Origin of the sequence: Novosphingobium sp. CCH12-A3, from assembly GCF_001556015.1 — a bacterium.
GTDB lineage: Bacteria > Pseudomonadota > Alphaproteobacteria > Sphingomonadales > Sphingomonadaceae > Novosphingobium > Novosphingobium subterraneum.
In genome coordinates this window covers 20,111-39,449 of record NZ_LSIA01000089.1, presented here as the reverse complement: position 1 = coordinate 39,449, position 19,339 = coordinate 20,111, and the positions used below count along the sequence as shown (strand labels likewise).

At 62.8% G+C, this 19,339-nt stretch carries 24 protein-coding genes; 7 read left to right on the top strand and 17 right to left on the bottom strand.

The window, feature by feature from the left end:
- Positions 1-117: 117 nt before the first annotated feature.
- Genes rplS through ffh form a run of 8 tightly spaced genes read right to left on the bottom strand, consistent with a single transcriptional unit; the run spans position 118 to position 4,702 of the window.
- Complete coding sequence (gene rplS / locus AX703_RS07095; protein ID WP_011445066.1) at positions 118-486, bottom strand: 50S ribosomal protein L19; 369 nt, start codon at positions 484-486, stop codon at positions 118-120.
- A 2-nt stretch (positions 487-488) separates the two neighbouring features.
- Entirely contained in the window at positions 489-1,229 is a 741-nt protein-coding gene (gene trmD / locus AX703_RS07090; protein WP_062343432.1) for a tRNA (guanosine(37)-N1)-methyltransferase TrmD, read from the bottom strand.
- A complete protein-coding gene (locus AX703_RS07085) occupies positions 1,226-1,573 on the bottom strand; it encodes a hypothetical protein (RefSeq protein ID WP_156451949.1) in 348 nt (115 codons plus the stop codon). The genes trmD and AX703_RS07085 overlap by 4 nt, the downstream gene beginning before the upstream one ends.
- Positions 1,574-1,578: 5 nt before the next feature.
- Positions 1,579-1,956 (bottom strand): type II toxin-antitoxin system VapC family toxin, encoded by a 378-nt coding sequence (locus AX703_RS07080; protein WP_082734466.1) that lies wholly within the window; start codon positions 1,954-1,956, stop codon positions 1,579-1,581.
- The gene (locus tag AX703_RS07075; protein ID WP_062343430.1) at positions 1,953-2,222 is read right to left on the bottom strand and encodes a hypothetical protein; all 270 of its coding nucleotides are present in this window, start codon (positions 2,220-2,222) and stop codon (positions 1,953-1,955) included. The genes AX703_RS07080 and AX703_RS07075 overlap by 4 nt, the downstream gene beginning before the upstream one ends.
- A 30-nt stretch (positions 2,223-2,252) precedes the next feature.
- Entirely contained in the window at positions 2,253-2,750 is a 498-nt protein-coding gene (rimM, locus tag AX703_RS07070) for a ribosome maturation factor RimM (RefSeq protein WP_062343429.1), read from the bottom strand.
- A 2-nt stretch (positions 2,751-2,752) separates the two neighbouring features.
- Positions 2,753-3,181, bottom strand: coding sequence for a 30S ribosomal protein S16 (gene rpsP, locus AX703_RS07065; protein ID WP_039334735.1), 429 nt, complete (start codon positions 3,179-3,181; stop codon positions 2,753-2,755).
- A 45-nt stretch (positions 3,182-3,226) separates the two neighbouring features.
- Positions 3,227-4,702: a signal recognition particle protein gene (gene ffh, locus AX703_RS07060; RefSeq protein ID WP_062343428.1), complete on the bottom strand. Its 1,476-nt coding sequence runs from the start codon at positions 4,700-4,702 to the stop codon at positions 3,227-3,229.
- A gap of 334 nt (positions 4,703-5,036) precedes the next feature.
- Between ffh and AX703_RS07055 the strand changes: the two genes are divergently transcribed.
- The 7 genes from AX703_RS07055 (at position 5,037) to AX703_RS07025 (ending at position 11,538) form a co-directional block, all read left to right on the top strand.
- Positions 5,037-6,701 carry a bifunctional diguanylate cyclase/phosphodiesterase gene (locus tag AX703_RS07055; protein ID WP_062343427.1) on the top strand — a complete coding sequence of 555 codons (1,665 nt, stop codon included), beginning with the start codon at positions 5,037-5,039 and terminating at the stop codon, positions 6,699-6,701.
- 51 nt (positions 6,702-6,752) lie between these two features.
- Positions 6,753-7,562 (top strand): diaminopimelate epimerase, encoded by an 810-nt coding sequence (gene dapF / locus AX703_RS07050; RefSeq protein ID WP_062343426.1) that lies wholly within the window; start codon positions 6,753-6,755, stop codon positions 7,560-7,562.
- The gene (locus AX703_RS07045; protein WP_062343425.1) at positions 7,559-8,779 is read left to right on the top strand and encodes a MiaB/RimO family radical SAM methylthiotransferase; all 1,221 of its coding nucleotides are present in this window, start codon (positions 7,559-7,561) and stop codon (positions 8,777-8,779) included. The genes dapF and AX703_RS07045 overlap by 4 nt, the downstream gene beginning before the upstream one ends.
- Positions 8,776-9,714, top strand: a complete 939-nt coding sequence (ftsY, locus tag AX703_RS07040) for a signal recognition particle-docking protein FtsY (RefSeq protein ID WP_039337482.1) — start codon at positions 8,776-8,778, stop codon at positions 9,712-9,714. Before AX703_RS07045 ends, ftsY begins: the two co-directional genes overlap by 4 nt.
- Positions 9,711-10,370, top strand: coding sequence for an inner membrane-spanning protein YciB (locus AX703_RS07035; protein ID WP_062343424.1), 660 nt, complete (start codon positions 9,711-9,713; stop codon positions 10,368-10,370). Before ftsY ends, AX703_RS07035 begins: the two co-directional genes overlap by 4 nt.
- A 143-nt stretch (positions 10,371-10,513) precedes the next feature.
- Positions 10,514-11,086 (top strand): urate hydroxylase PuuD, encoded by a 573-nt coding sequence (locus AX703_RS07030; protein ID WP_039337478.1) that lies wholly within the window; start codon positions 10,514-10,516, stop codon positions 11,084-11,086.
- 146 nt (positions 11,087-11,232) lie between these two features.
- The gene (locus AX703_RS07025; protein WP_062343423.1) at positions 11,233-11,538 is read left to right on the top strand and encodes a hypothetical protein; all 306 of its coding nucleotides are present in this window, start codon (positions 11,233-11,235) and stop codon (positions 11,536-11,538) included.
- A 51-nt stretch (positions 11,539-11,589) separates the two neighbouring features.
- On the opposite strand, the gene AX703_RS07020 is transcribed toward AX703_RS07025, so the two are convergent.
- From AX703_RS07020 to AX703_RS27815, 9 genes are all read right to left on the bottom strand, one after another.
- Positions 11,590-11,940 carry a response regulator gene (locus tag AX703_RS07020; protein WP_039337474.1) on the bottom strand — a complete coding sequence of 117 codons (351 nt, stop codon included), beginning with the start codon at positions 11,938-11,940 and terminating at the stop codon, positions 11,590-11,592.
- Complete coding sequence (locus AX703_RS07015; protein WP_062343422.1) at positions 11,933-12,907, bottom strand: sensor histidine kinase; 975 nt, start codon at positions 12,905-12,907, stop codon at positions 11,933-11,935. The genes AX703_RS07020 and AX703_RS07015 overlap by 8 nt, the downstream gene beginning before the upstream one ends.
- Before the next feature lie 96 nt (positions 12,908-13,003).
- A complete protein-coding gene (locus AX703_RS07010; protein WP_039337473.1) occupies positions 13,004-14,938 on the bottom strand; it encodes a potassium transporter Kup in 1,935 nt (644 codons plus the stop codon).
- 166 nt (positions 14,939-15,104) lie between these two features.
- Positions 15,105-15,803 (bottom strand): tetratricopeptide repeat protein, encoded by a 699-nt coding sequence (locus AX703_RS07005; RefSeq protein WP_039337471.1) that lies wholly within the window; start codon positions 15,801-15,803, stop codon positions 15,105-15,107.
- Positions 15,800-16,207 (bottom strand): cytochrome c-type biogenesis protein, encoded by a 408-nt coding sequence (locus tag AX703_RS07000; RefSeq protein WP_062343445.1) that lies wholly within the window; start codon positions 16,205-16,207, stop codon positions 15,800-15,802. The genes AX703_RS07005 and AX703_RS07000 overlap by 4 nt, the downstream gene beginning before the upstream one ends.
- Before the next feature lie 14 nt (positions 16,208-16,221).
- Entirely contained in the window at positions 16,222-16,770 is a 549-nt protein-coding gene (locus AX703_RS06995; RefSeq protein ID WP_062343421.1) for a DsbE family thiol:disulfide interchange protein, read from the bottom strand.
- Positions 16,767-18,722: a heme lyase CcmF/NrfE family subunit gene (locus tag AX703_RS06990; protein ID WP_062343420.1), complete on the bottom strand. Its 1,956-nt coding sequence runs from the start codon at positions 18,720-18,722 to the stop codon at positions 16,767-16,769. The genes AX703_RS06995 and AX703_RS06990 overlap by 4 nt, the downstream gene beginning before the upstream one ends.
- Positions 18,719-19,198, bottom strand: a complete 480-nt coding sequence (gene ccmE, locus AX703_RS06985) for a cytochrome c maturation protein CcmE (protein ID WP_231735420.1) — start codon at positions 19,196-19,198, stop codon at positions 18,719-18,721. The genes AX703_RS06990 and ccmE overlap by 4 nt, the downstream gene beginning before the upstream one ends.
- The gene (locus tag AX703_RS27815; protein WP_169745750.1) at positions 19,195-19,335 is read right to left on the bottom strand and encodes a hypothetical protein; all 141 of its coding nucleotides are present in this window, start codon (positions 19,333-19,335) and stop codon (positions 19,195-19,197) included. The genes ccmE and AX703_RS27815 overlap by 4 nt, the downstream gene beginning before the upstream one ends.
- Positions 19,336-19,339 lie beyond the last annotated feature (4 nt).

Here is a 19,339-nt window from a genome sequence, read left to right as displayed (position 1 = left end):
GGGCGTGTTTGCGATGCGCCTAGGTGGCCCGAAATGGTTGCGTATGAAAGCAGAAAAGGCGCCCTGGCTCTGAGCCAGGACGCCTTTCTGAACACGTTATCCGCGTCGGGGCGTTGCTCAGGCCTTGGTGACCTTACGCTCAGCAATACGCGCCGATTTGCCGGTGCGGCCACGAAGATAGTAGAGCTTCGCACGACGCACGACACCACGACGCACCACGGTAATCGAATCGATGTTGGGCGAGTAGAGCGGGAACACGCGCTCCACGCCTTCGCCGAACGAAATCTTGCGAACGGTGAAGTTCGAGCCGAGGCCACGGTTCGAACGCGCGATGCACACGCCTTCGTAGGCCTGGACGCGGGTACGCTCGCCTTCGACGACGCGCACGCCAACGCGGACGGTGTCGCCAGCGCGGAAGTCCGGAATTTCCTTCTTCGCCTTGAATTCGGCGATGGCTTCAGCTTCAAGCTGCTGAATCAGGTTCATTTTCAATCATCCTGCACTTCACGCTGCGCGCCAGAGGCAGACTGGACCCGAACGCCGATGTGGCGCTCCCAAAGGTCCGGCCTGCGTAACCGTGTATCGATCTCGGACTGTGACTTTCGCCACGCCGCGATCTTCGCATGATCCCCCGATCGCAGCACTTCAGGGATCGTGCGCCCTTCCCATTCCTGGGGTCGGGTATAGTGCGGGTATTCGAGGAGGCCGTTCTCGAACGACTCCTCATGCCCGCTAGAAGCCGCGCCCATTACGCCGGGAAGCAGCCGAATGCAAGCGTCCAGCAGCATCAGCGCGGCACATTCGCCACCCGACAAAACGATGTCGCCGACCGAGACTTCCTCGACCTCGCGCCCCTCGAAAATCCGCTCGTCAAACCCCTCGAACCGGCCGCACAGAACGATCACGCCCGGACCCTCGGCAAGCTCGCGCACCCGCTCCTGCGTCAGGGGCTTGCCGCGCGGCGTCATCGCGATCACCGGGCGGCCCGGATGGGCGGCGCGCGCATGGTCGATGGCCTTGGCCAGCACATCCACCCGCAACACCATCCCCGCCCCGCCGCCAGCCGGCGTGTCGTCGACGGTCTTGTGCTTGTCGATGGCAAAATCGCGGATCTGCACCGCCTCCATCGCCCAAGTCCCTTCACGCAGGGCGCGCCCGGCAAGGCTGACCCCCAGCGGACCGGGGAACATCTCGGGGTAGAGGGTGAGGACTGTAGCGGCGAAGGTCATTTGAACGTCTCGTTCGTCATAGACAAATCCCCGCGCTTTCCCGAAAGTCGCATCGCCAGAAAAGCCGCGCCAAGTCCGAAAGCAAAGGCAATCAAGCCATAGAAAATGCCGATCGTGGCAAACATCATCGCCATGCCGCAGGCGTCAACCCCACACTCCTCCTTTGGAGATATTGAAGCATCAACTAAGAGCCAAATGCATGGCACCCAAATGAGAAGGGCCAAAGGCAAGGCAGCAGCAAAGGCGGTTTTTCGCCGTGACCAGCCTTGGCGAAATCTCATCACCAGGAGCGTAACTGAATAGGGCACAACGAGCGAAAACAGAACGATGAAGAGCAATTCCACGAGCATCAAACCGTCCAGTTCTCAACCGCCAACCCCGGCACGTCCGCAAAGTCCGCCTCGTTGTTGGTCACCACGACCGCACCAATGCTCAAGGCATGTGCGGCGAGCAGCCGATCAAACCGCGCTCGCTTGAACGGCAGCTTGGCGTATTCTCGCGCGGCAATTTCATCGAAACCCAGCAAGGGGATTTCCTGGATAAACGCTTCGAGAACTTCGGGCTTTGGTGGCTTCCCGATGTAGGTTCCGTAAGCCACTTCAGCATAGCTGATAACGGAGATTGCCATCGAGCCCGCTTCGCAATCAGCTATGCGCGCCTTTAGAAGTTCATGCCCCTCGTCCATCGCATAGACGGCAGAATTGGCATCGATGAGGTATTTGATCAAGGCAGACCAGCCGCCTTGCGGGCAGCAATCGCGCTAGGCCTTTCCTCGAAATCCTCGCGCGGCGCCAATCGGATACCCGGCGCCTTGCCGGCGAACCCACTGATGTCGATCTTGCGCTTGGCTGTCGGCTTCGCGCGAAGCACCAGATTGCCATCGACCCACTCGACCGCCCATTCGCGATCCGGCTCGATTCCCAATGCCGCAGGCACGCGAATTGCGACGGAATTCCCAGACTTGAAGCTCTTGGCGGTGTATTCCTTGCCCATCACGGCCTCCGTATATACGCGACGTATATACTACTCTACCCAGCCCGCCTCAATCACAATCCGCTCGTCGGTCCATTCCGGAACCGCTTCCAGCTTCATCGGCACCATGAACTTCTTGCCGTCGGCCTTGCGGATCTCGATCACGTCCCCCGCGCCGAAGTTCTCGACCGCAACGCATTCGCCCAGAGTTTCGCCCTCGGTGGAAACGGCAGGCAGGCCGATCAGGTCGGCATGGTAATATTCGTCATCAGGCAACGCAGGCATTTCGGAGCGGCGCACGGTCAGCGCCGTGCCGCGCAGCTTCTCCGCCGCCGTGCGATCTGGCACTTCGGCAAAGCGAGCGATCGCGCCGCCCTTGCCGTCGTCCTTCAGCTTTACGACGGTCAGCCCAGAACCATCGCCAGAATCGTTGAAGGCGCGGTAGCGCTTGAGCGCCGCCACGCCTTCACCGAACAGCTTCAAGCGGACCTCGCCCGTCACCCCATGTGCGCCAGTGATGGCGGCGAGCGTGACGGGCCGGTCGCGCAAGATCAGGCTTCCGTCTGCTCTTCAGCAGCAGCTTCGGCAGCCGGAGCTTCCTCGGCCGGAGCAGCCGATGCGGCAGCAGCGGCTTCAGCAGCTTCACGAGCCTTCTCGGCCTTTTCCTCGGCGCGCTCCTTGGCCTTCTTGCCGGGTTCGCCAGCCTGCGGGTTGTTGGTGGGCTTGCGCTCCTTGATGCCGGCCTTGTCGAGCATGCGGGCAACGCGGTCGGTCGGCTGCGCGCCGACGCCGATCCAGTAACGCACGCGGTCTTCGACCAGGCGCACGCGGTTCTCGTCGTCCTTGGCGAGCAGCGGGTTGTAGGTGCCAACCTGCTCGAGGTACTTGCCGTCACGCGGGGCGCGGCTGTTGGAAACGACGATCTTGTAGTACGGGCGCTTCTTCGAACCACCGCGCGAAAGACGCATAGAAACGGACATTTGAACTACCTTTCAATCAAACTGTGCGAACTGCGAAACTCGAAATCACTTCTTCTTGAGCAGATCGCCGAGATTGCCCGGCAAGCCGCCCGAACCCAGACCGGGCAGGCCGCCCCCACCCAGACCGCCAAGACCACCGGCACCCATCTGCTGGTCCAGCCCCGGCATCGCGGCGCCAAGGCCACCCTTGCCGAACAGCGCGCCCAGCCCCTTGAGGCCGCCCATCTTCTTGATCTGCTTCATGGCCTTGGCCATTTCCTGGTGCATTTTCAGAAGCTTGTTGACGTCCTGCACCTGCGTGCCGGAACCCTTGGCGACGCGGATCTTGCGCTTGGCGTTGAGCAGTTCGGGCTTCTCGCGTTCCTTGGGCGTCATCGAACCGATGATCGCGTCCATGCGCAGCAGCACCTTGTCGTCCATGCCGGACTGCGCCATCGCCGCCTTGGCCTTCTTCATGCCCGGCATCATGCCCGCCAGCACACCAAGACCGCCCATGTTCTGCATCTGGCGCAACTGGGTGCGCAGGTCGTTCATGTCGAACTGACCCTTGGCCATGCGCTGGGCGAGCTTCTCGGCGTCTTCCGCCTGGATCGTCGCCGCCGCCTTCTCGACGATGGACACGATGTCGCCCATGCCAAGGATACGGCCAGCCACGCGCTCCGGATGGAACGGCTCAATCGCGTCCAGCTTTTCGCCGGTTGCGGCAAACTTGATCGGCTTGCCGGTAACGGCCCGCATCGACAGCGCCGCACCGCCACGCGCATCACCGTCCATGCGGGTGAGGATCACGCCGGTAAGATCGACTTCGCCCGAGAACGACTGTGCAACGTTGACCGCATCCTGGCCCGTCAGCGAGTCGACGACGAGCAGCGTTTCCTTCGGGGCCGAGACAGCGGCAACCGCCTTCATCTCGTCCATCAGCGCCTGATCGACGTGGAGTCGGCCTGCGGTGTCGAGCAGAAGGACGTCGACCGCCTGCAGCTTGGCCGCGTTCACGGCGCGGGTGGCGATGTCGACCGGCTGCTGCCCGGTGATGATCGGCAGCGTGGCAACGCCCGCCTGTTCGCCCAGAACGCGAAGCTGTTCCTGCGCCGCCGGACGATTGACGTCCAGCGAGGCCATCAGGACCTTCTTGCCCTGCTTTTCCTTCAGCAACTTGCCGATCTTGGCCGTGCTGGTGGTCTTGCCCGACCCCTGCAGGCCGACCATCATGATCACGACCGGCGGAGCAGCATTCAAATCAAGCTCGGCCGTGCCGCCGCCAAGCATCTCGACCAGCGCATCGTTGACAATCTTGACGACCTGCTGGCCGGGCGTGACCGACTTCAGGACCGACTGGCCAACGGCTTGCTCCGAAACGGAGTCAATAAATCGGCGAACGACGGGAAGGGCAACGTCGGCCTCAAGCAACGCGATCCGCACTTCGCGCATCGCCGCAAGGACATCTTCCTCACGCAGCGCGCCGCGGCCACGCAGGCGATCGAATACGCCTCCAAGCCGGTCTGAAAGACTGTCGAACACGCGCAATTCCCATCATCATGCCCTTGATCGGGAACCACTTTCGCGTAACGCGAAAAACGCCGGTGGGCGAAACCTCGCCGACCAGCGTGTGGCATCCTGAACAGGGGCCGTTGTCGAATCCGCAAGACGCAATGGCGCTCGCAGGCCTGCCCTTTAGCCTCGCTTTGCCCGCAAGGCAAGCAGCTTAGGCCGATTGGCCACCCGGCCTGCTGTCCGCCCGCAACGCCTGCCCTGCGTCAGAACCAGTCCTTAACCAAAATTTCAGGACGTTCCCTTAGCCATGGCCCTGACGGAATCGGGCCGCAGGACATGCGGCAGAGATGAAAGCGGGGGTATGGCGACAGCGCCTATCAAGTTCAACGAGCCGGATGCCACAAGCATCGCGCTCAAGGACCGGCGGGATCACGACATCGTGGGTCTCGGCGTCATCATTGCAGCCGTGCTGCTCTTCGTGGCGAACGGCTCATCCGTGCTGCGCGATTTCCTGCATTCACTCGCGACGGGCGCAAGGCCGCAAGAACCGATGCTCGGCACCGCGCTTGTGCTCAATATCGCCCTCCTCCTGTTCGGTTGGCGGCGCTATGTCGATCTCACCCGCGAAGTCGGCCAGCGCCGAGTTGCCGAGGAAGTGGCCCACAGACTGGCCCATACCGACCCCCTCACCGGCTGCCTCAACCGCCGGAGTATCGGCCCTGCCCTGCAGGACATGATCCACACCGCCCGGGCCACCGGTCATGAGGTGGTGGCGATGATGATGGATCTCGACAACTTCAAGAAGTCGAACGATGCGCACGGCCACCAGGCTGGCGATGCCGTGCTGCTGCAGACCGCCGAACGGATTCGCGCGCTGTTGCCCGAGAAATCGATCATGGCGCGCCTTGGCGGCGACGAATTCGCCTTTGCCACCATTTACGATCCGGATCATGTCGAAGCCATCGACCGCCTGATGATCCGCCTGAACGCTTCGATCGCGCGCCCGGTGGAAATCGACGGACTCGCACTTGAAGTGACAGCCTCCATTGGCCTTGCCAACACGGGACCGGCCGACCCGAACGACGCCGGCACCCTGGCGGAACTGCTGATCCACCGCGCTGACCTGGCCATGTACCAGGCAAAGAAGGGCGGACGGAACCGCTACTACTGGTTCGAACAGAACATGGAGAGCGAACTGCGCTTCCGCAGCGAACTCGAACGCGGCATCCGCGAAGGTATTCCTCGCGGCGAATTCGTGCCCTATTACGAAAAGCAGGTCGATCTCGACAGTGGCGAGCTGACCGGCTTCGAAATGCTTGCCCGTTGGAAGAGCCCCAGGCATGGCTTGCTCTCGCCCGAACTTTTCATTCCGATCGCAGAAGAAATCGGCCTGATCTCGGAGCTGTCGGAAAGCCTGATCCGTCAGGCGCTGCGCGATGCGCGCGAATGGGACCCTCGCCTGACTCTCTCGGTCAACATCTCGCCGCTGCAGCTGCGCGATCCGTGGTTTGCCCAGAAGCTGCTCAAGCTGCTGGTCGAAGCCAACTTCCCGCCGCACCGGCTCGACATCGAGATTACCGAAACATGCCTGCATGAAAACGTCGGCGTCGTGCGCACCCTGATCACCAGCCTCAAGAATCAGGGCATCCGCATCAGCCTCGACGATTTCGGCACCGGCTATTCGTCATTGGCGCAGCTGCGCACCCTGCCCTTCGACCGGATCAAGATCGACCGCTTCTTCGTCTCGACGCTCGGCAAGAGCAAGGACAGCGGTACCATCATCGAAGCGATCTCGTCGCTCGGCAAGGGCATGGACCTGCCGATCACCGCCGAAGGCATCGAAAGCCCGGAAGTGCTCGACGAACTGCGCAAATACGGCTCCTTCAAGGGCCAGGGCTATCTCTACGGTCAGCCTGAAGACGCAGACGCCGTACGGGCCCTGCTGGCCAGCCACAACCTGCTGCCCAGCGCCCCCGCGATCTCGGTCAACGAACTGCCCGAAATGCCGCGAGCGGCCACGGCCTGATTTTCGGCGAAATGATTGCCACGAGGCGCCGCAATCCCTAAGTCGCGCGCCATGCGCATTCCCTTCCGCAAGATGCATGGCCTCGGCAACGATTTCGTGGTGATCGACGCACGCGAGACGCCGGTGGCAATGACCACGCGCCGCGCCGCCGCGCTGGCCGACCGCCGCACCGGCATTGGCTGCGACCAGCTGATCGTGCTCGAGCCGTCGCGGATTGCCGACGTGCGCATGCGCATCTTCAACAACGACGGCGGCGAGGTCGAGGCTTGCGGCAATGCCAGCCGGGCTGTTGGACTTCTGCTCGGGGGAACGAACTCGATCGAGACCCTGGGTGGCCTGATCCGCTCCGAGGCGGGCGAGGATGGCGTGACCGTGGACATGGGCCTGCCCCGCTTTGGCTGGCAGGAGATACCCCTGAGTTATGCCATGGATACCCTGGAGTTGCCGCTTGGCTGGGAAGAGTTGGAAAATCCCGTCGGCGTCAATGTCGGCAACCCCCATGCGGTATTCTTCGTGCCCGATGCCGATGCGGTAGAGCTTGAAAGACTGGGCCCCATCATTGAAAACGATGCGGTTTTTCCCGAGCGCGTAAACGTCAATGTTGCCAGCGTGGTCGGCTCCAATCACCTCAGACTGCGCGTGTGGGAGCGCGGTGCAGGCGTGACCCGCGCCTGCGGCACCGGCGCCTGCGCGACGGCCGTGGCAGCCATGCGTCGCAAGCTGACCGGCCGCAAGGTCCGCGTCGACCTGCCCGGCGGCCCCCTCACCATCGCCTGGCCGGAAGGCGGCTCGATCGAAATGACCGGTCCTGCCGCGCTGAGCTTCGAAGGCTCCTTCGAGGACGCTGATTTCCCCGCATGAGCGGACAGGTCGTCTCTCTCGGCTGCCGCCTCAACATTGCCGAAAGCGAGGCGATCAGCGGGTTTCTCGCTGATGGACCGCCGACCGTGGTCGTCAACTCCTGCGCCGTGACTGCCGAAGCCGTGCGCCAGTCACGCCGCGCAGTGCGCAGGCTGCGGCGAGAAAATCCCGATGCCCGGCTCGTGGTGACCGGCTGCGCCGCCACGATCGAGCAGGACGCCTTCGCCGGAATGGCCGAGGTCGATGCGGTGGTGCCGAATGCCGACAAGCTGAAGCCCGCCACATGGCGTCCCCGCGAAGGCGGGGACCTCGGTGTTGCTACAGAACCTTCCGTAAACCGGCTGCGGCCCCTGCCTTCGCGGGGAAGCGGCACTTCTCACACTCGCGCCTTTGTGCCGGTGCAGAACGGATGCGATCACGCCTGCACCTTCTGCATCATCCCGCAAGGCCGGGGGACCAGCGTTTCGCTCGCGACAGCAGCAGTCATCGAAGCGATCGCGCGGCTCGAGGGCGTCAACGAGGTGGTTCTGACGGGTGTCGATGTCACTTCATGGGGCGCGGACCTGCCCGGTAGCCCGCGGCTTGGTGATCTTGTCGCGGCGATCCTGCACGCTTTTCCCGCCCTGCCCCGTTTGCGGCTGTCCTCTCTCGACGGCGTGGAGATCGATCCGCTATTGTTCGAACTGATCACGCAGGAGGCGCGCGTGATGCCGCACGTCCACCTGTCCTTGCAGTCCGGCAACGACATGGTGCTCAAGCGGATGAAGCGGCGGCACTCGCGCCATGACGCGATCGATCTGGTGCAGCGCTTGAAGGCGCGACGCCCAGGCATAGCAATCGGCGCCGACCTGATCGCAGGTTTTCCGACCGAGACGCCCGAAATGCACGCCGACAATGTCTCGATCGTGCGCGACTGCTCGGTCGTCCACGGCCACGTCTTCCCCTACTCCCCTCGTCCCGGCACGCCGGCAGCGCGCATGCCGCAAGTCGATCCCGTGCTCGTCAGGGAACGCGCGGCCGAAGTCCGGGCCGAAGTGGCCAGGCAACGCCGGGATTGGCTGCAGTCGCTCCTCGGCACGCCTGCGCAAGTCCTTGCCGAGCGCGACGGAACCGGCCATGCGGGACACTTTGCGACCTACCGCGTTCCGGAAGGCACTCCCGTCGGGAGCCTCGTCACGGTAACGCCGACCAGGATTTTTGAAGGAATACTCGAATGAGTGCCGAAACCGCCAGCCCCAGCTGGTCCGACCGCATCCTCGGCGGATTCCGCAAGACGTCCGAGCGGCTTGCCGAAAATCTCGGCGGGATCGTCGGCAGCAGCCGCCTGAGCGACGAGCAACTCGATGATATCGAGGACGCGCTGATCCTGTCCGACCTCGGCCCCCGTGCCGCCGCCCGCATCCGCGAACGCCTGAAAAGCGCCCGGTTCGAAAACGGCGTGGACGAACGGGGACTGAAGGAAGCAGTGGCCGAAGAGATCGCCGCGATCCTCCGCCCGGTTGCCAAGCCGCTGGAAATCGTGGCGTTTCCTCGTCCGCAGGTGATCCTGGTGATCGGCGTCAACGGATCAGGCAAGACAACCACCATCGCCAAGCTCGCCCACCTGTTCCAGGAGCAGGACTACGGCGTGATGCTGGCAGCGGGCGACACCTTCCGCGCGGCGGCGATAGGCCAGCTCAAGGTATGGGCCGATCGCCTCGGCGTGCCCATCGTCACCGGCCCCGAGGGCGGCGACCCGGCTGCCATCGTGTTCGATGCGGTAAAGACCGCCACCGACACCGGCATCGACACCCTGATCGTCGATACCGCCGGCCGCCTCCAGAACAAGCGCGAGCTGATGGACGAACTGGCAAAGGTGCGCCGCGTGCTCGGCCGCCTCAATCCGGAAGCCCCGCATGACGTGGTGCTGGTGCTGGATGCCACCAACGGACAGAATGCGCTGCAGCAGATCGAGATCTTCAAGGAAGTGGCAGGGGTGACCGGCCTGATCATGACCAAGCTTGACGGCACCGCGCGTGGCGGCGTGCTGGTGGCGGCGGCGGAGCAGTACGGCTTGCCGATCCACGCGATCGGCGTGGGCGAAAAGATCGACGATCTGCGCCCGTTCGATCCCGACCTTGTCGCCAAGGTCATCGCAGGAGTGTTCCGGTGAGCGAGGCCCGAAAGAAGCCCAAATCGTCCTGGCTGAACCTGCTGGTCGATTACGGTCCGCTGCTCGTGTTCTTCCTCGCCTATCGCTACTTCAAGCGCGACAGTGGTGATGCCGGGCTGGCCGAGGTGGTGGCCGTTACCAAAGGCACTGCAGCCTTCATGGTCGCAACCGTCGTGGCTTTGATCGTCTCGAAGCTGCGGCTCGGCAAGATTTCGCCGATGCTGTGGCTGTCGACCGTGCTGATCCTCGGGTTCGGGACGCTGACTGTCCTGCTGGGCGATCCCTTCTGGATCCAGGTCAAGCCAACGGCGATATATCTGCTCTTTGCTGGCGTGCTGTTCGCTGGCCTTGCCAAGGGCAAGGCCATGCTGCGCTACCTGCTCGAAGCCGCATTCGATGGTCTGAATGAGGAAGGCTGGCTGAAGCTGTCGCGGAACTGGGCGTTCTTTTTCCTGTTCCTGGCCGGGCTGAATGAAGTCCTGCGGTACTTCTTCAATACGGCCAACGGCAACTTCGAAATCTGGCTGCAGGCAAAGCTCTGGGGTGTGACCTCACTGTCGTTCCTGTTCACGTTCGCCCAGATCCCCATGCTGATGAAGCACGGGTTGGCAATGGACGAAAAGACCGAGGTGGAACAGAACCCTCCGCACGACTGAGGCGCGCCTAGCCTTCCCGAAGAGGCTGGCAGCCCATCCCTAATTTTGTGTGACATTTGCGGCACGCTGCCTAATATGCGCGGCAACCGTGGGGGCATGGTCGTGCTCCTGCCATATGACGGTTGCACATAGGGGGAAATCACATGGCCAAATTCTTTGGCAATCTTCATCTCGTACTCGTAGTCGGTCTCGTCGCTGCCATTGCGGTGATGGTGGGCTACGGCGCATCCGCTCCGGTGGACGCCAACTCGGTGTTCCGCTGGCTCCACGCCTTCTTCGGCATCCTGTGGATCGGCCTGCTCTACTACCTGAACTTCGTTCAGGTGCCGACCATGCCGAAGATCCCGGCCGAACAGAAGGGCGCGATCACGGGTCACATCGCACCCAAGGTGTTCTTCTTCTTCCGCTATGCCGCGCTGCTTACGGTCATCACCGGCCTCGTCATCGCGTTCGTGAACGGATACGGCCACCAGGCGATGACCTTCTCGGGCGAAGGCAACGTCAACATGATCGGCCTTGGCATGTGGCTGGCGCTGATCATGGCGTTCAACGTATGGTTCATCATCTGGCCCGCCCAGAAGAAGATCCTCGGCATCGTCGAGGCATCGGCTGAGGAAAAGGCTGCCGCCGCACCGCGCGCGCTGGCCGCAAGCCGCACCAATCTGCTGCTGTCGCTGCCGATGCTGTACTGCATGGTGAGCGCAAACCTCGGCTGACCATCTCAGCCTTGACGCACTCTGACGGGGGGCGCGGCATTCTCGGATGCTGCGCCCTTTTTCTGCGACGGGATACTAATGCGTGTTCATGCGTTGCCTCCTCAACCCGCGCTGCGGGTACGACACCAAGGGGAGTAATTCACCACATGCGCAAGTTCACGATCCTCGCTGCCGCCGCGGCGACCGCCCTGACGCTTTCCGCTTGCTCGGAAAAGACGCAGGAAGCTGCCGAGACGACGGCGGAATCGGCCGGTAATGACGTTGCCAACGCTGCCGACAACGCGGCGGCCGCTACTGACGAGCTGGGTGACAAGGCCGCTGCTGCCGTCGACAATGCGGCCGCAAAGACCGACGAAATGGCCGACAAGGCAGCTGCGGCTACCAAGCAGGAAGCCGCCGAAGCCGAAGCCAGCCTTCACAACGAATCCGTGGCGGAAGCCAAGAAGGACTGATCTGAATTCCCGGGGCGGCAATGCCGCTCCGGGGTTCAACGGTTTTGCAAGTCAGCCGGTGAAAAGACCGGACAGCTTTTCAATGAGATGAGCCGACACGTATGGCTTGCTCAGAATTGGCCGATCGTTGAACGGCGCATCGACCGAACCATAACCCGTGGCGATGATGAACGGAACGTCTCGCGCAGCCAGCGCTTCTGCCAGTGACGAACCGGATTCCCCGGCAAGGTTCCAATCAAGTACCGCAGCGTCTATTCCGCCTGCGGCGATCACATCCAGCCCCTCGCTCACCCTGCCGACCGGACCCACAGGCATGGCGCCGTGATCCTCCAGGGTATCGCAAAGCATTGCCGCGACAATGAACTCGTCTTCAACGACCAGTATGCGTTTCCCGTCAATCATCTTGCGTCCCAGGAAATGGCCGGAAATGCGGCACTGCGATACGGCATCGTAACCCGGCCCTGTCATAGTCCAGATCGACGCGACCACCAAGCTGGCGAGGTATCGCTTCGGCCAACAGGCGCGAGCCGAAACCCTTGCGTTCCGGCATATTCACCTCAGGGCCACCGCTTTCGACCCAATCTATTACAACCATTTCGGAGTCATCGAGCGCCCAACGCACCGTCACTCGGCCGGTAAGGCCCGACAGCGCGCCGTATTTCATGGCGTTGGTAGCCAGTTCATGCAGGACCATGACCAGCGAAACAGTGGCATTCGCAGGCATGATCACTTCCGGCCCCGACAAATCGATCCGCATGTCATCGGCTCTGCAGATCAACAGCCCATGGTTCACGATATCGGCCAGCCGCGCTCCGGCCCAGTTTGTCCGGCTCAGGGCGTCGTGGGCTCCGGATAGCGCGGCAAGCCTGTCGCTGAATGTGCTGATGCGACCATCGGCTGCGCCTTCGCCACGAAACGTCTGATGAGCCATCGCCTGAACCACCATGAGCGTGTTCTTCACGCGATGATTCAGCTCGTCGACGAGCAGCTTGAGTTGCTCTTCCAGTTGCTTGCGCTCGGTAATGTCGATGCCGGTCGATTGGGCAACCGACCATGCGCCCGCATCATCGAATTCGAGGGCGTGATTGCGCCACAGCATCCACCGGGTCCCGCCCGCAGCTTCGAAACGGTTCTCTATGGTCAGTTCAGGCTGCGCAGGGGTCAGGTTGAGCAACATGGCGCGGACATGCGCCTGATCTTCACCCGTGACGAAATCCCACAGGTTCCGCCCCGTCAGTTCGTGCGGCTCGCGCCCCAAGGTTGCTGCGTAGGCGCGATTGACGAACAGGATCGTGCCGTCCGCCCGAAAACGGCAGACGGTTTCAAGCTGAGCATCGAGAATCTCGCGCAGAAGCGCGCTATCGGCCATGTGGGCGTCCCTGTTGCCACGTTGGGCAAGAAGTAACGGAATTCTCCCGAATTCCAATATCCGCTACTGAAAACCGGACGAACCGAAGCGGACCGTTCAAATTTTCAACTGACTGCCCAGTTCGACAACGCGGTTGGTGGGAAGCCGGAAGAACTCCATGGCGCTTGCCGCATTACGCAACATCCAGGCAAACAACTTCTCGCGCCACAAAGCCATGCCGGGCTTTTCCGAGGGGATGAGCGTCTGGCGCGAGAGGAAGAAGCTGGTCTTCATCATGTTGAACGGCTCGCCACACATGCTCACGCCCTTCAATGCGCCGGGCACGTCCGTCTCTTCGAGGAAGCCAAATCGAAGGTTCAGCCGGTAGAAGCCGTTGCCGAAATCCTTGACCGAATAGCGATCGCCTTCGTCAACGTAGGGCACATCCTCGATCGAGACCGTGAGGATCACGACGCGCTCGTGCAGGACCTTGTTGTGCTTGATGTTGTGCAGCAGGGCCGAAGGGACGCCAGCGGCAGTCGACGCCATGAAGATCGCCGTGCCGGACACGCGCGCCGCGCTCGAATGGGCAGACTTTGTGAACACCTCAAGCGGGATCGTGCCTTCGGCCATGTTCTCCCGCATCAGGGCACGGCCACGCGACCATGTCGTCAACAGGGTGAAGATGGCAATGCCCATGACGAGCGGAACCCAGCCACCGTCGGGGATCTTGGTCATGTTCGCGCCAAGGTATGCCCCGTCGATCGCGAAGAACAAGGCCAGCATGACGACGGCCGCAGGAGCCTTCCAATGCCACAGCTTGAACAGCACAACGGCAAGAAGGAAGTTGTCGATCAGCATCGCACCGGTGACCGCGATGCCGTAGGCGGCGGTCAGGTTCGACGAGCGCTGGAACACCAGCACCAGCAGGATCACCGCAATCATCAGCGCCCAGTTGATCACGGGGATGTAGATCTGGCCGGCCGCAGTGGAGGTGTGCTTGATCGTCATGCGCGGGATGAAACCAAGCTGGATCGCCTGCTGCGTCACCGAAAATGCGCCGGAGATCACTGCTTGTGAGGCGATCACGGCAGCGCAGGAGGCAATGAACAGCAGCGGCCACTGGAACCACTCTGGCGCAAGATAATAGAACGGGCTTTCAAGCGCCGCGGGATTGCGGATCAGCAGCGATGCCTGGCCGAGATAGTTGAGCACCAGCGCCGGAAGGACGAAGACCAGCCACGACATCCGGATCGGGCTGCGGCCAAAGTGGCCCATGTCTGCGTAAAGCGCCTCGGCACCGGTCACTGCGAGCACGGCGGCGCCCATGGCCAGGAAGCCTCGCCATGGGTCGGAGATGAACATGGTGACCGCGTGGTGGGGGCTGAGCGCGGTGATGACCTGAGGGTATTCAGCGATGCTGAAGCTCCCGAGCACCGCAATCGTGCCGAAATAGACCAGCATGATCGGCCCGAAGAACGCGGCAACCTTCTCAGTCCCGCGGCTCTGGATAAAGAACAGGCCGATCAGGATACCGACGACCAGCGGCACGATCAGCGGATGCATGTCAGGTCGGTAAACCGCGACGCCTTCGATCGCGCCCATTACCGAAACCGCCGGGGTGATCATGGAGTCACCATAGAACAGCGCGGTGGCGAACACCCCCAGAAGGATGATCCCCTTGCCCCAGCGCTTTCCGTCAGTGTGCTGGTTGATCAGCGCAAGCAGTGCAAGGCTGCCGCCTTCGCCCTTGTTGTCGGCGCGCATGATGATCGAGACGTACTTGAACGTCACGATGATCATCATCGACCAGAACATCAGGCTGATGATGCCGTAGATGTGCAGCAGATCCAGCGGGAGCTTGTGATGGCCGGCAAACGTATCGCGCAGCGCGTAAAGCGGGCTGGTACCGATATCGCCGAACACGACCCCGATTGCGCCGACGGCAAGCTTCAGCAGGGGGCCGTGCGAATGGCCGGGATGACCGTGCCCTGCGGAATGCGCAGGTGCGCTTCCACTGGCTGGTTCGGCATTGCTGACAGCATTACTCATGGCAACAGTGCCCCCGGCCTCATAGCCTTGATCGCGACCGCCGAAAGGGCGGCGCGGCGCGGCGCTTTAGCACTGCCCCAATGCCCCCGCAATGGGCTGGAAAACGGGCGCGCGGGAGCCTAACGAACGGCATACGGGGCCGTTCCTCATCAGAAAATTCTGATTTTTATTCAGCAGCTTGACCAGATCCGCCGGCCTCTGCCGAGGGCACCGCAACCGGCGCTCCGGCAGTCGACGCGCCCGAGGTTGCGCCAAGCATCGAGTCGATGCGCTGGATTCGCTCCGAGAGATCGGCGCGATAGGGCGCGTCTGCAGGAGAACGCCGGAGCAGTTCGGCCCACATCGCGCGAGCATCGGCAAGCCTGCCGGACTGGGCAAGTGCCAGCCCCATGAAGAACGGTGGGCCGGGATGATCCGGCGCAATCGCCGCGGCCTTCTGGAACGCGAACTGCGCTGCGGGAGTGATTATGCCATCGCTGTGACCGACCAGCGCATTGCCGAGCGATACCCACAAGTCGGCGTCCTGGGGGAACTGTTGCGTCCCCTTGCGCAAAACCTCCGCGGCCGCGCCGTACTGCCCCTGCCGGGCAAGTCCGTCTGCCAGGATCATCCAGCTCTGCCCCTGGGCAAACTGGTCACCCATCTGCTGGCGCTGCTTGACCAGAGCCTCGTCCGCGGCGCGCTTGTTCTCGATCGGCGCCTTGGGCGCGCCGGGCGCGCCCGGGTGGCCTTGCAGCGCATAGCCTGCGATCCCCACGAGCAACGCCGCGCCTGACAGTTCCCAGCCGGCACGCGGCATCTTCAACACGAAAGCCAACAGCACGAAGACGATCGCGGCAATCAGCAGGATCAGGACCCAGGTCATTGGCCGTCCTCCGGCTTGATGCTCCTGCGGAAGCGCCCCCGCAGCAGAACGGCAGCGAGGAGCAGAATGACGAGCGGTGCCGCAAACAGCGGCCACATGATCGGTTTGTTCTGCGGCGCGTAGCTGACGTAATCGCCATAGCGTTCAACCAGCCAGGCGCGAATGGCCTCGGGGTCCTCGCCCGCCTTGATGCGGGTGCGGACCTGATGCCGCATGTCACCGGCCATCGGCGCATCGGAATCCGAAATGGCCTGGCTCTGGCACTTGAGGCAGCGCAGCGTTTCCATCAGCCGTTGTGCTTTGGCCTCCAGCGTCGGGTCTTCAAGCTGCTTGTAGGCATAAGGCGCAGGTGGCAGCTGATCCTGAGCGAACAGGGGCTGAGACGCCAGCAACGCCACGATCATGAGGAACAGGCGCTTCACGATTGCGCCTCCTTCAGCTTTTCAAGGATCAGCGGCACATCCTCGGGGCGAATCTCGCCAATGTGCTGGTACCGGATCACCCCTTTGGCATCGATGACGAATGTCTCCGGCACGCCGGATGAGCCAATGGCGAGCTGCACTTCGGAGAGGTCGTCCTTGCCGATGCGGGCAAAGGGATTGCCGTTTCTGGCAAGAAAATCCTCAAGGTCCTGCTTGCGATCACGCAAGGCAACACCGTCAATTTCGATGCCCTGCTGGCGCAGCGCTTCCAACTGTGGGGCTTCCACGGCGCAAGGAATACACCAGCTAGCAAAGACGTTGAGAAGCCTGGGCTTGCCCTTCATCTCTGCAGTGTTCAGCCCAGGCCTGTCATCGGTTGCTGCCGGGAGATTAAAACTCGGCAGAGGCTTGCCGATGAAGGTGCTGGCGACTTCACGGTCAGCCGGGCGAACAAGGCCCCAGATCACGAGGGCGAAGAACGCGCCGAACAGGATCAGTGGCAGCCAGATGGCGAGTCTGGAGCGCTTTGGCGCGGGCTCGGTCACTTGAGCTGCTCCTGCTGCGACTTGCGCCAGGCAATCTTCCCTTCAGCGCGCAGGCGACGGACGTCGTGCGCCACGCGACCAATCAAGGCGAGCAGGCCACCAAAGGCCACGAGCAGGCCACCCAGCCATAGCAGTGGCACGAAGGGCTTCCACCAGAAGCGCATCTGCCAGCGGCCGTCCTCACCCTCGTTGCCCAAGACTGCGTAGAGCTGGCCGTTCCACCGCGTGTGCAGCGCGGATTCTGTGCGCTCGCCCGGCGGCGAGGTGAAAGTGCGCGCCTGCGGGTGAAGCGTTACCGGCGTACCGCCCTTGTACGATGCGCTGACGGTGGCCTCCAGCGCGGTCCAGTTCGGCCCCGCCACCGGCTCGACGCTATGCAGCTTGAGCGAGATCGGCCCCACGGTCTGCGTATCGCCAACGTTCATGGCGGCGAGGCGCTCGGTCGAGAATGCACTTTCCGCCGCCGCGCCAAGCAGCGCCACGGCAATGCCGAAGTGCCCGAAGACCATGCCATAGACCGCCAGCGGCGTGCGGCGCAGATTGCGGCCACGCAGCGGGAACCAGCTCGCCACTGCGAGCCCTGCGCCCACGGCGATGCCCAGCATCGGCAGCACACGAATGCCCGGCGCCATGACCGCAACGGCCAGCAGCACCAATGCCGCCAGCAATGCGGGCACCGCGACGGTGGCGGTTATCCGCCCCGGCTTGTCCTTGCGCCAGCGCAGCAATGGTCCGACCGCCATGACCATCATCATCGGGATCGCGAAAATGGCCGAGACCGGATTGAAATACGGCGGACCGACCGAGACCTTGGCTCCGAACGCCTCGGTCAGCAGGGGGTAAAGCGTGCCCAGAAGCACGATGCCGAGAATGCCGCACAGCATCACGTTGTTGAACACCAGGCTGGATTCGCGGCTGAACACGCTGAACCGCTCACCTTCGGTGACGGTCGAGGCGCGAACGCCGAACAGAGCCAATGCACCGCCGATGTAAATCGCCAGCAGCGCAAGGATGAACGAGCCGCGCTCAGGATCGACTGCGAAGGCGTGAACCGAGGTCAGAATGCCAGAGCGGACAAGGAACGTGCCCACCATCGACATCGAGAAAGCAATCACGCCGAGCATCACGGTCCAGGCCCGCAAGGCATTGCGGCTCGCCAGCACCGAAGCCGAATGCAGCAGCGCCGTCGCCGCCAACCAGGGCATCAGCGAAGCGTTCTCGACCGGGTCCCAGAACCACCAGCCGCCCCAGCCGAGCGTGTAGTATGCCCAGTAGGAACCGGCAGTGATGCCGATGGTAAGGAAAATCCATGCACCAAGTACCCAGGGACGCATCGCCCGGGCAAACGCGGGACCAACATCGCGCGTGATCAGCGCGCCAATGGCGAAGCTGAAGGCGACCGAAAGACCGACATAGCCGACGTACAGCGTCGGCGGGTGGAACGCGAGGCCGATATCCTGGAGAAGCGGGTTCAGCCCTGCTCCTTCCGGTGCCGGTTCCGGCAGTCGTTCGAACGGGTTCGACGACAGGAGCAGGAAGGCATAGAAGCCAAGGCTGACGAAGGCTTGCCCAGCAAGCGTGGCCAGCAGCGTTTCCTCGCGCAGGCGCTTCTCGACCAGGGCAACGATGCCGCCCGAAACCGCCATGATCGTCACCCACAGCAGCATCGAGCCTTCGTGGTTGCCCCAGGTTCCAGCCAGCTTGAAGATGAATGGCTTCATCGAATGGCTATTCTCGGCGACGAGCTTCACCGAAAGATCGGTCTCGAGAAAAAGGTCGATCAGGCAGAGGAAGGACACCGCAACCAGTGCCCCCTGCATCACCGCGAGCGGCCGAACCACGCCGGCCAGCACCTTCCCGCCCGGCCGAAGCGCCGAGAAACCGGCGAACAGCTGCAACACGGCAAGCGCTGCCGCCATCCACAATACGGCAAGACCGAGTTCTGCGATCATTTGGTTTCGGCCACCACTTGCTTGGCCTGTGCGGCGGTCATGTCGCCCATCTGGCGGGGAACGTACTTCTCGTCATGCTTGGCAAGAAGATTGTCGGCGACGAAAGTGTCGCCCTCCATCCGGCCCTCGGCGACGACGCCCGATCCCTCGACGAAGAGATCCGGGGTAATGCCGGTATAGCGGACCGGCACGCGGGCCTTGCCGTCGCCGACGATGAAATCGATCGTCACGCCATCAGCCTGCGTCTTGAGCGAGCCCTGCTCGACCATGCCGCCGAGGCGGATGGCGCGGCCCTGCTCCGGCTTGTCTCTCACCAGGTCGCTCGGCACGTAGAAGTAGCTGGCTTGGTTTGACAAGGCATAGGCCGCAAGCAGCCCTGCCCCGATCAGCGCAACAAGTGCGATCACCAGCAGGACGAGCCGCTGATGCTTCGGCTTGATGCCGCCGGTTGGCCCGCCGCTGGAAATGCTGCTCACTTGCCTCTCACCTTGTCACGACGGCGTTCCGCCCGGATCATCGCCACCAGCGTCCAGCCTACCAGCACCAGCGTGCCGATCACGCCGATTGCCAGGGCTGCTGCCACGTAATCCCACTGCTGAAGACCTTCGCGCATCGTA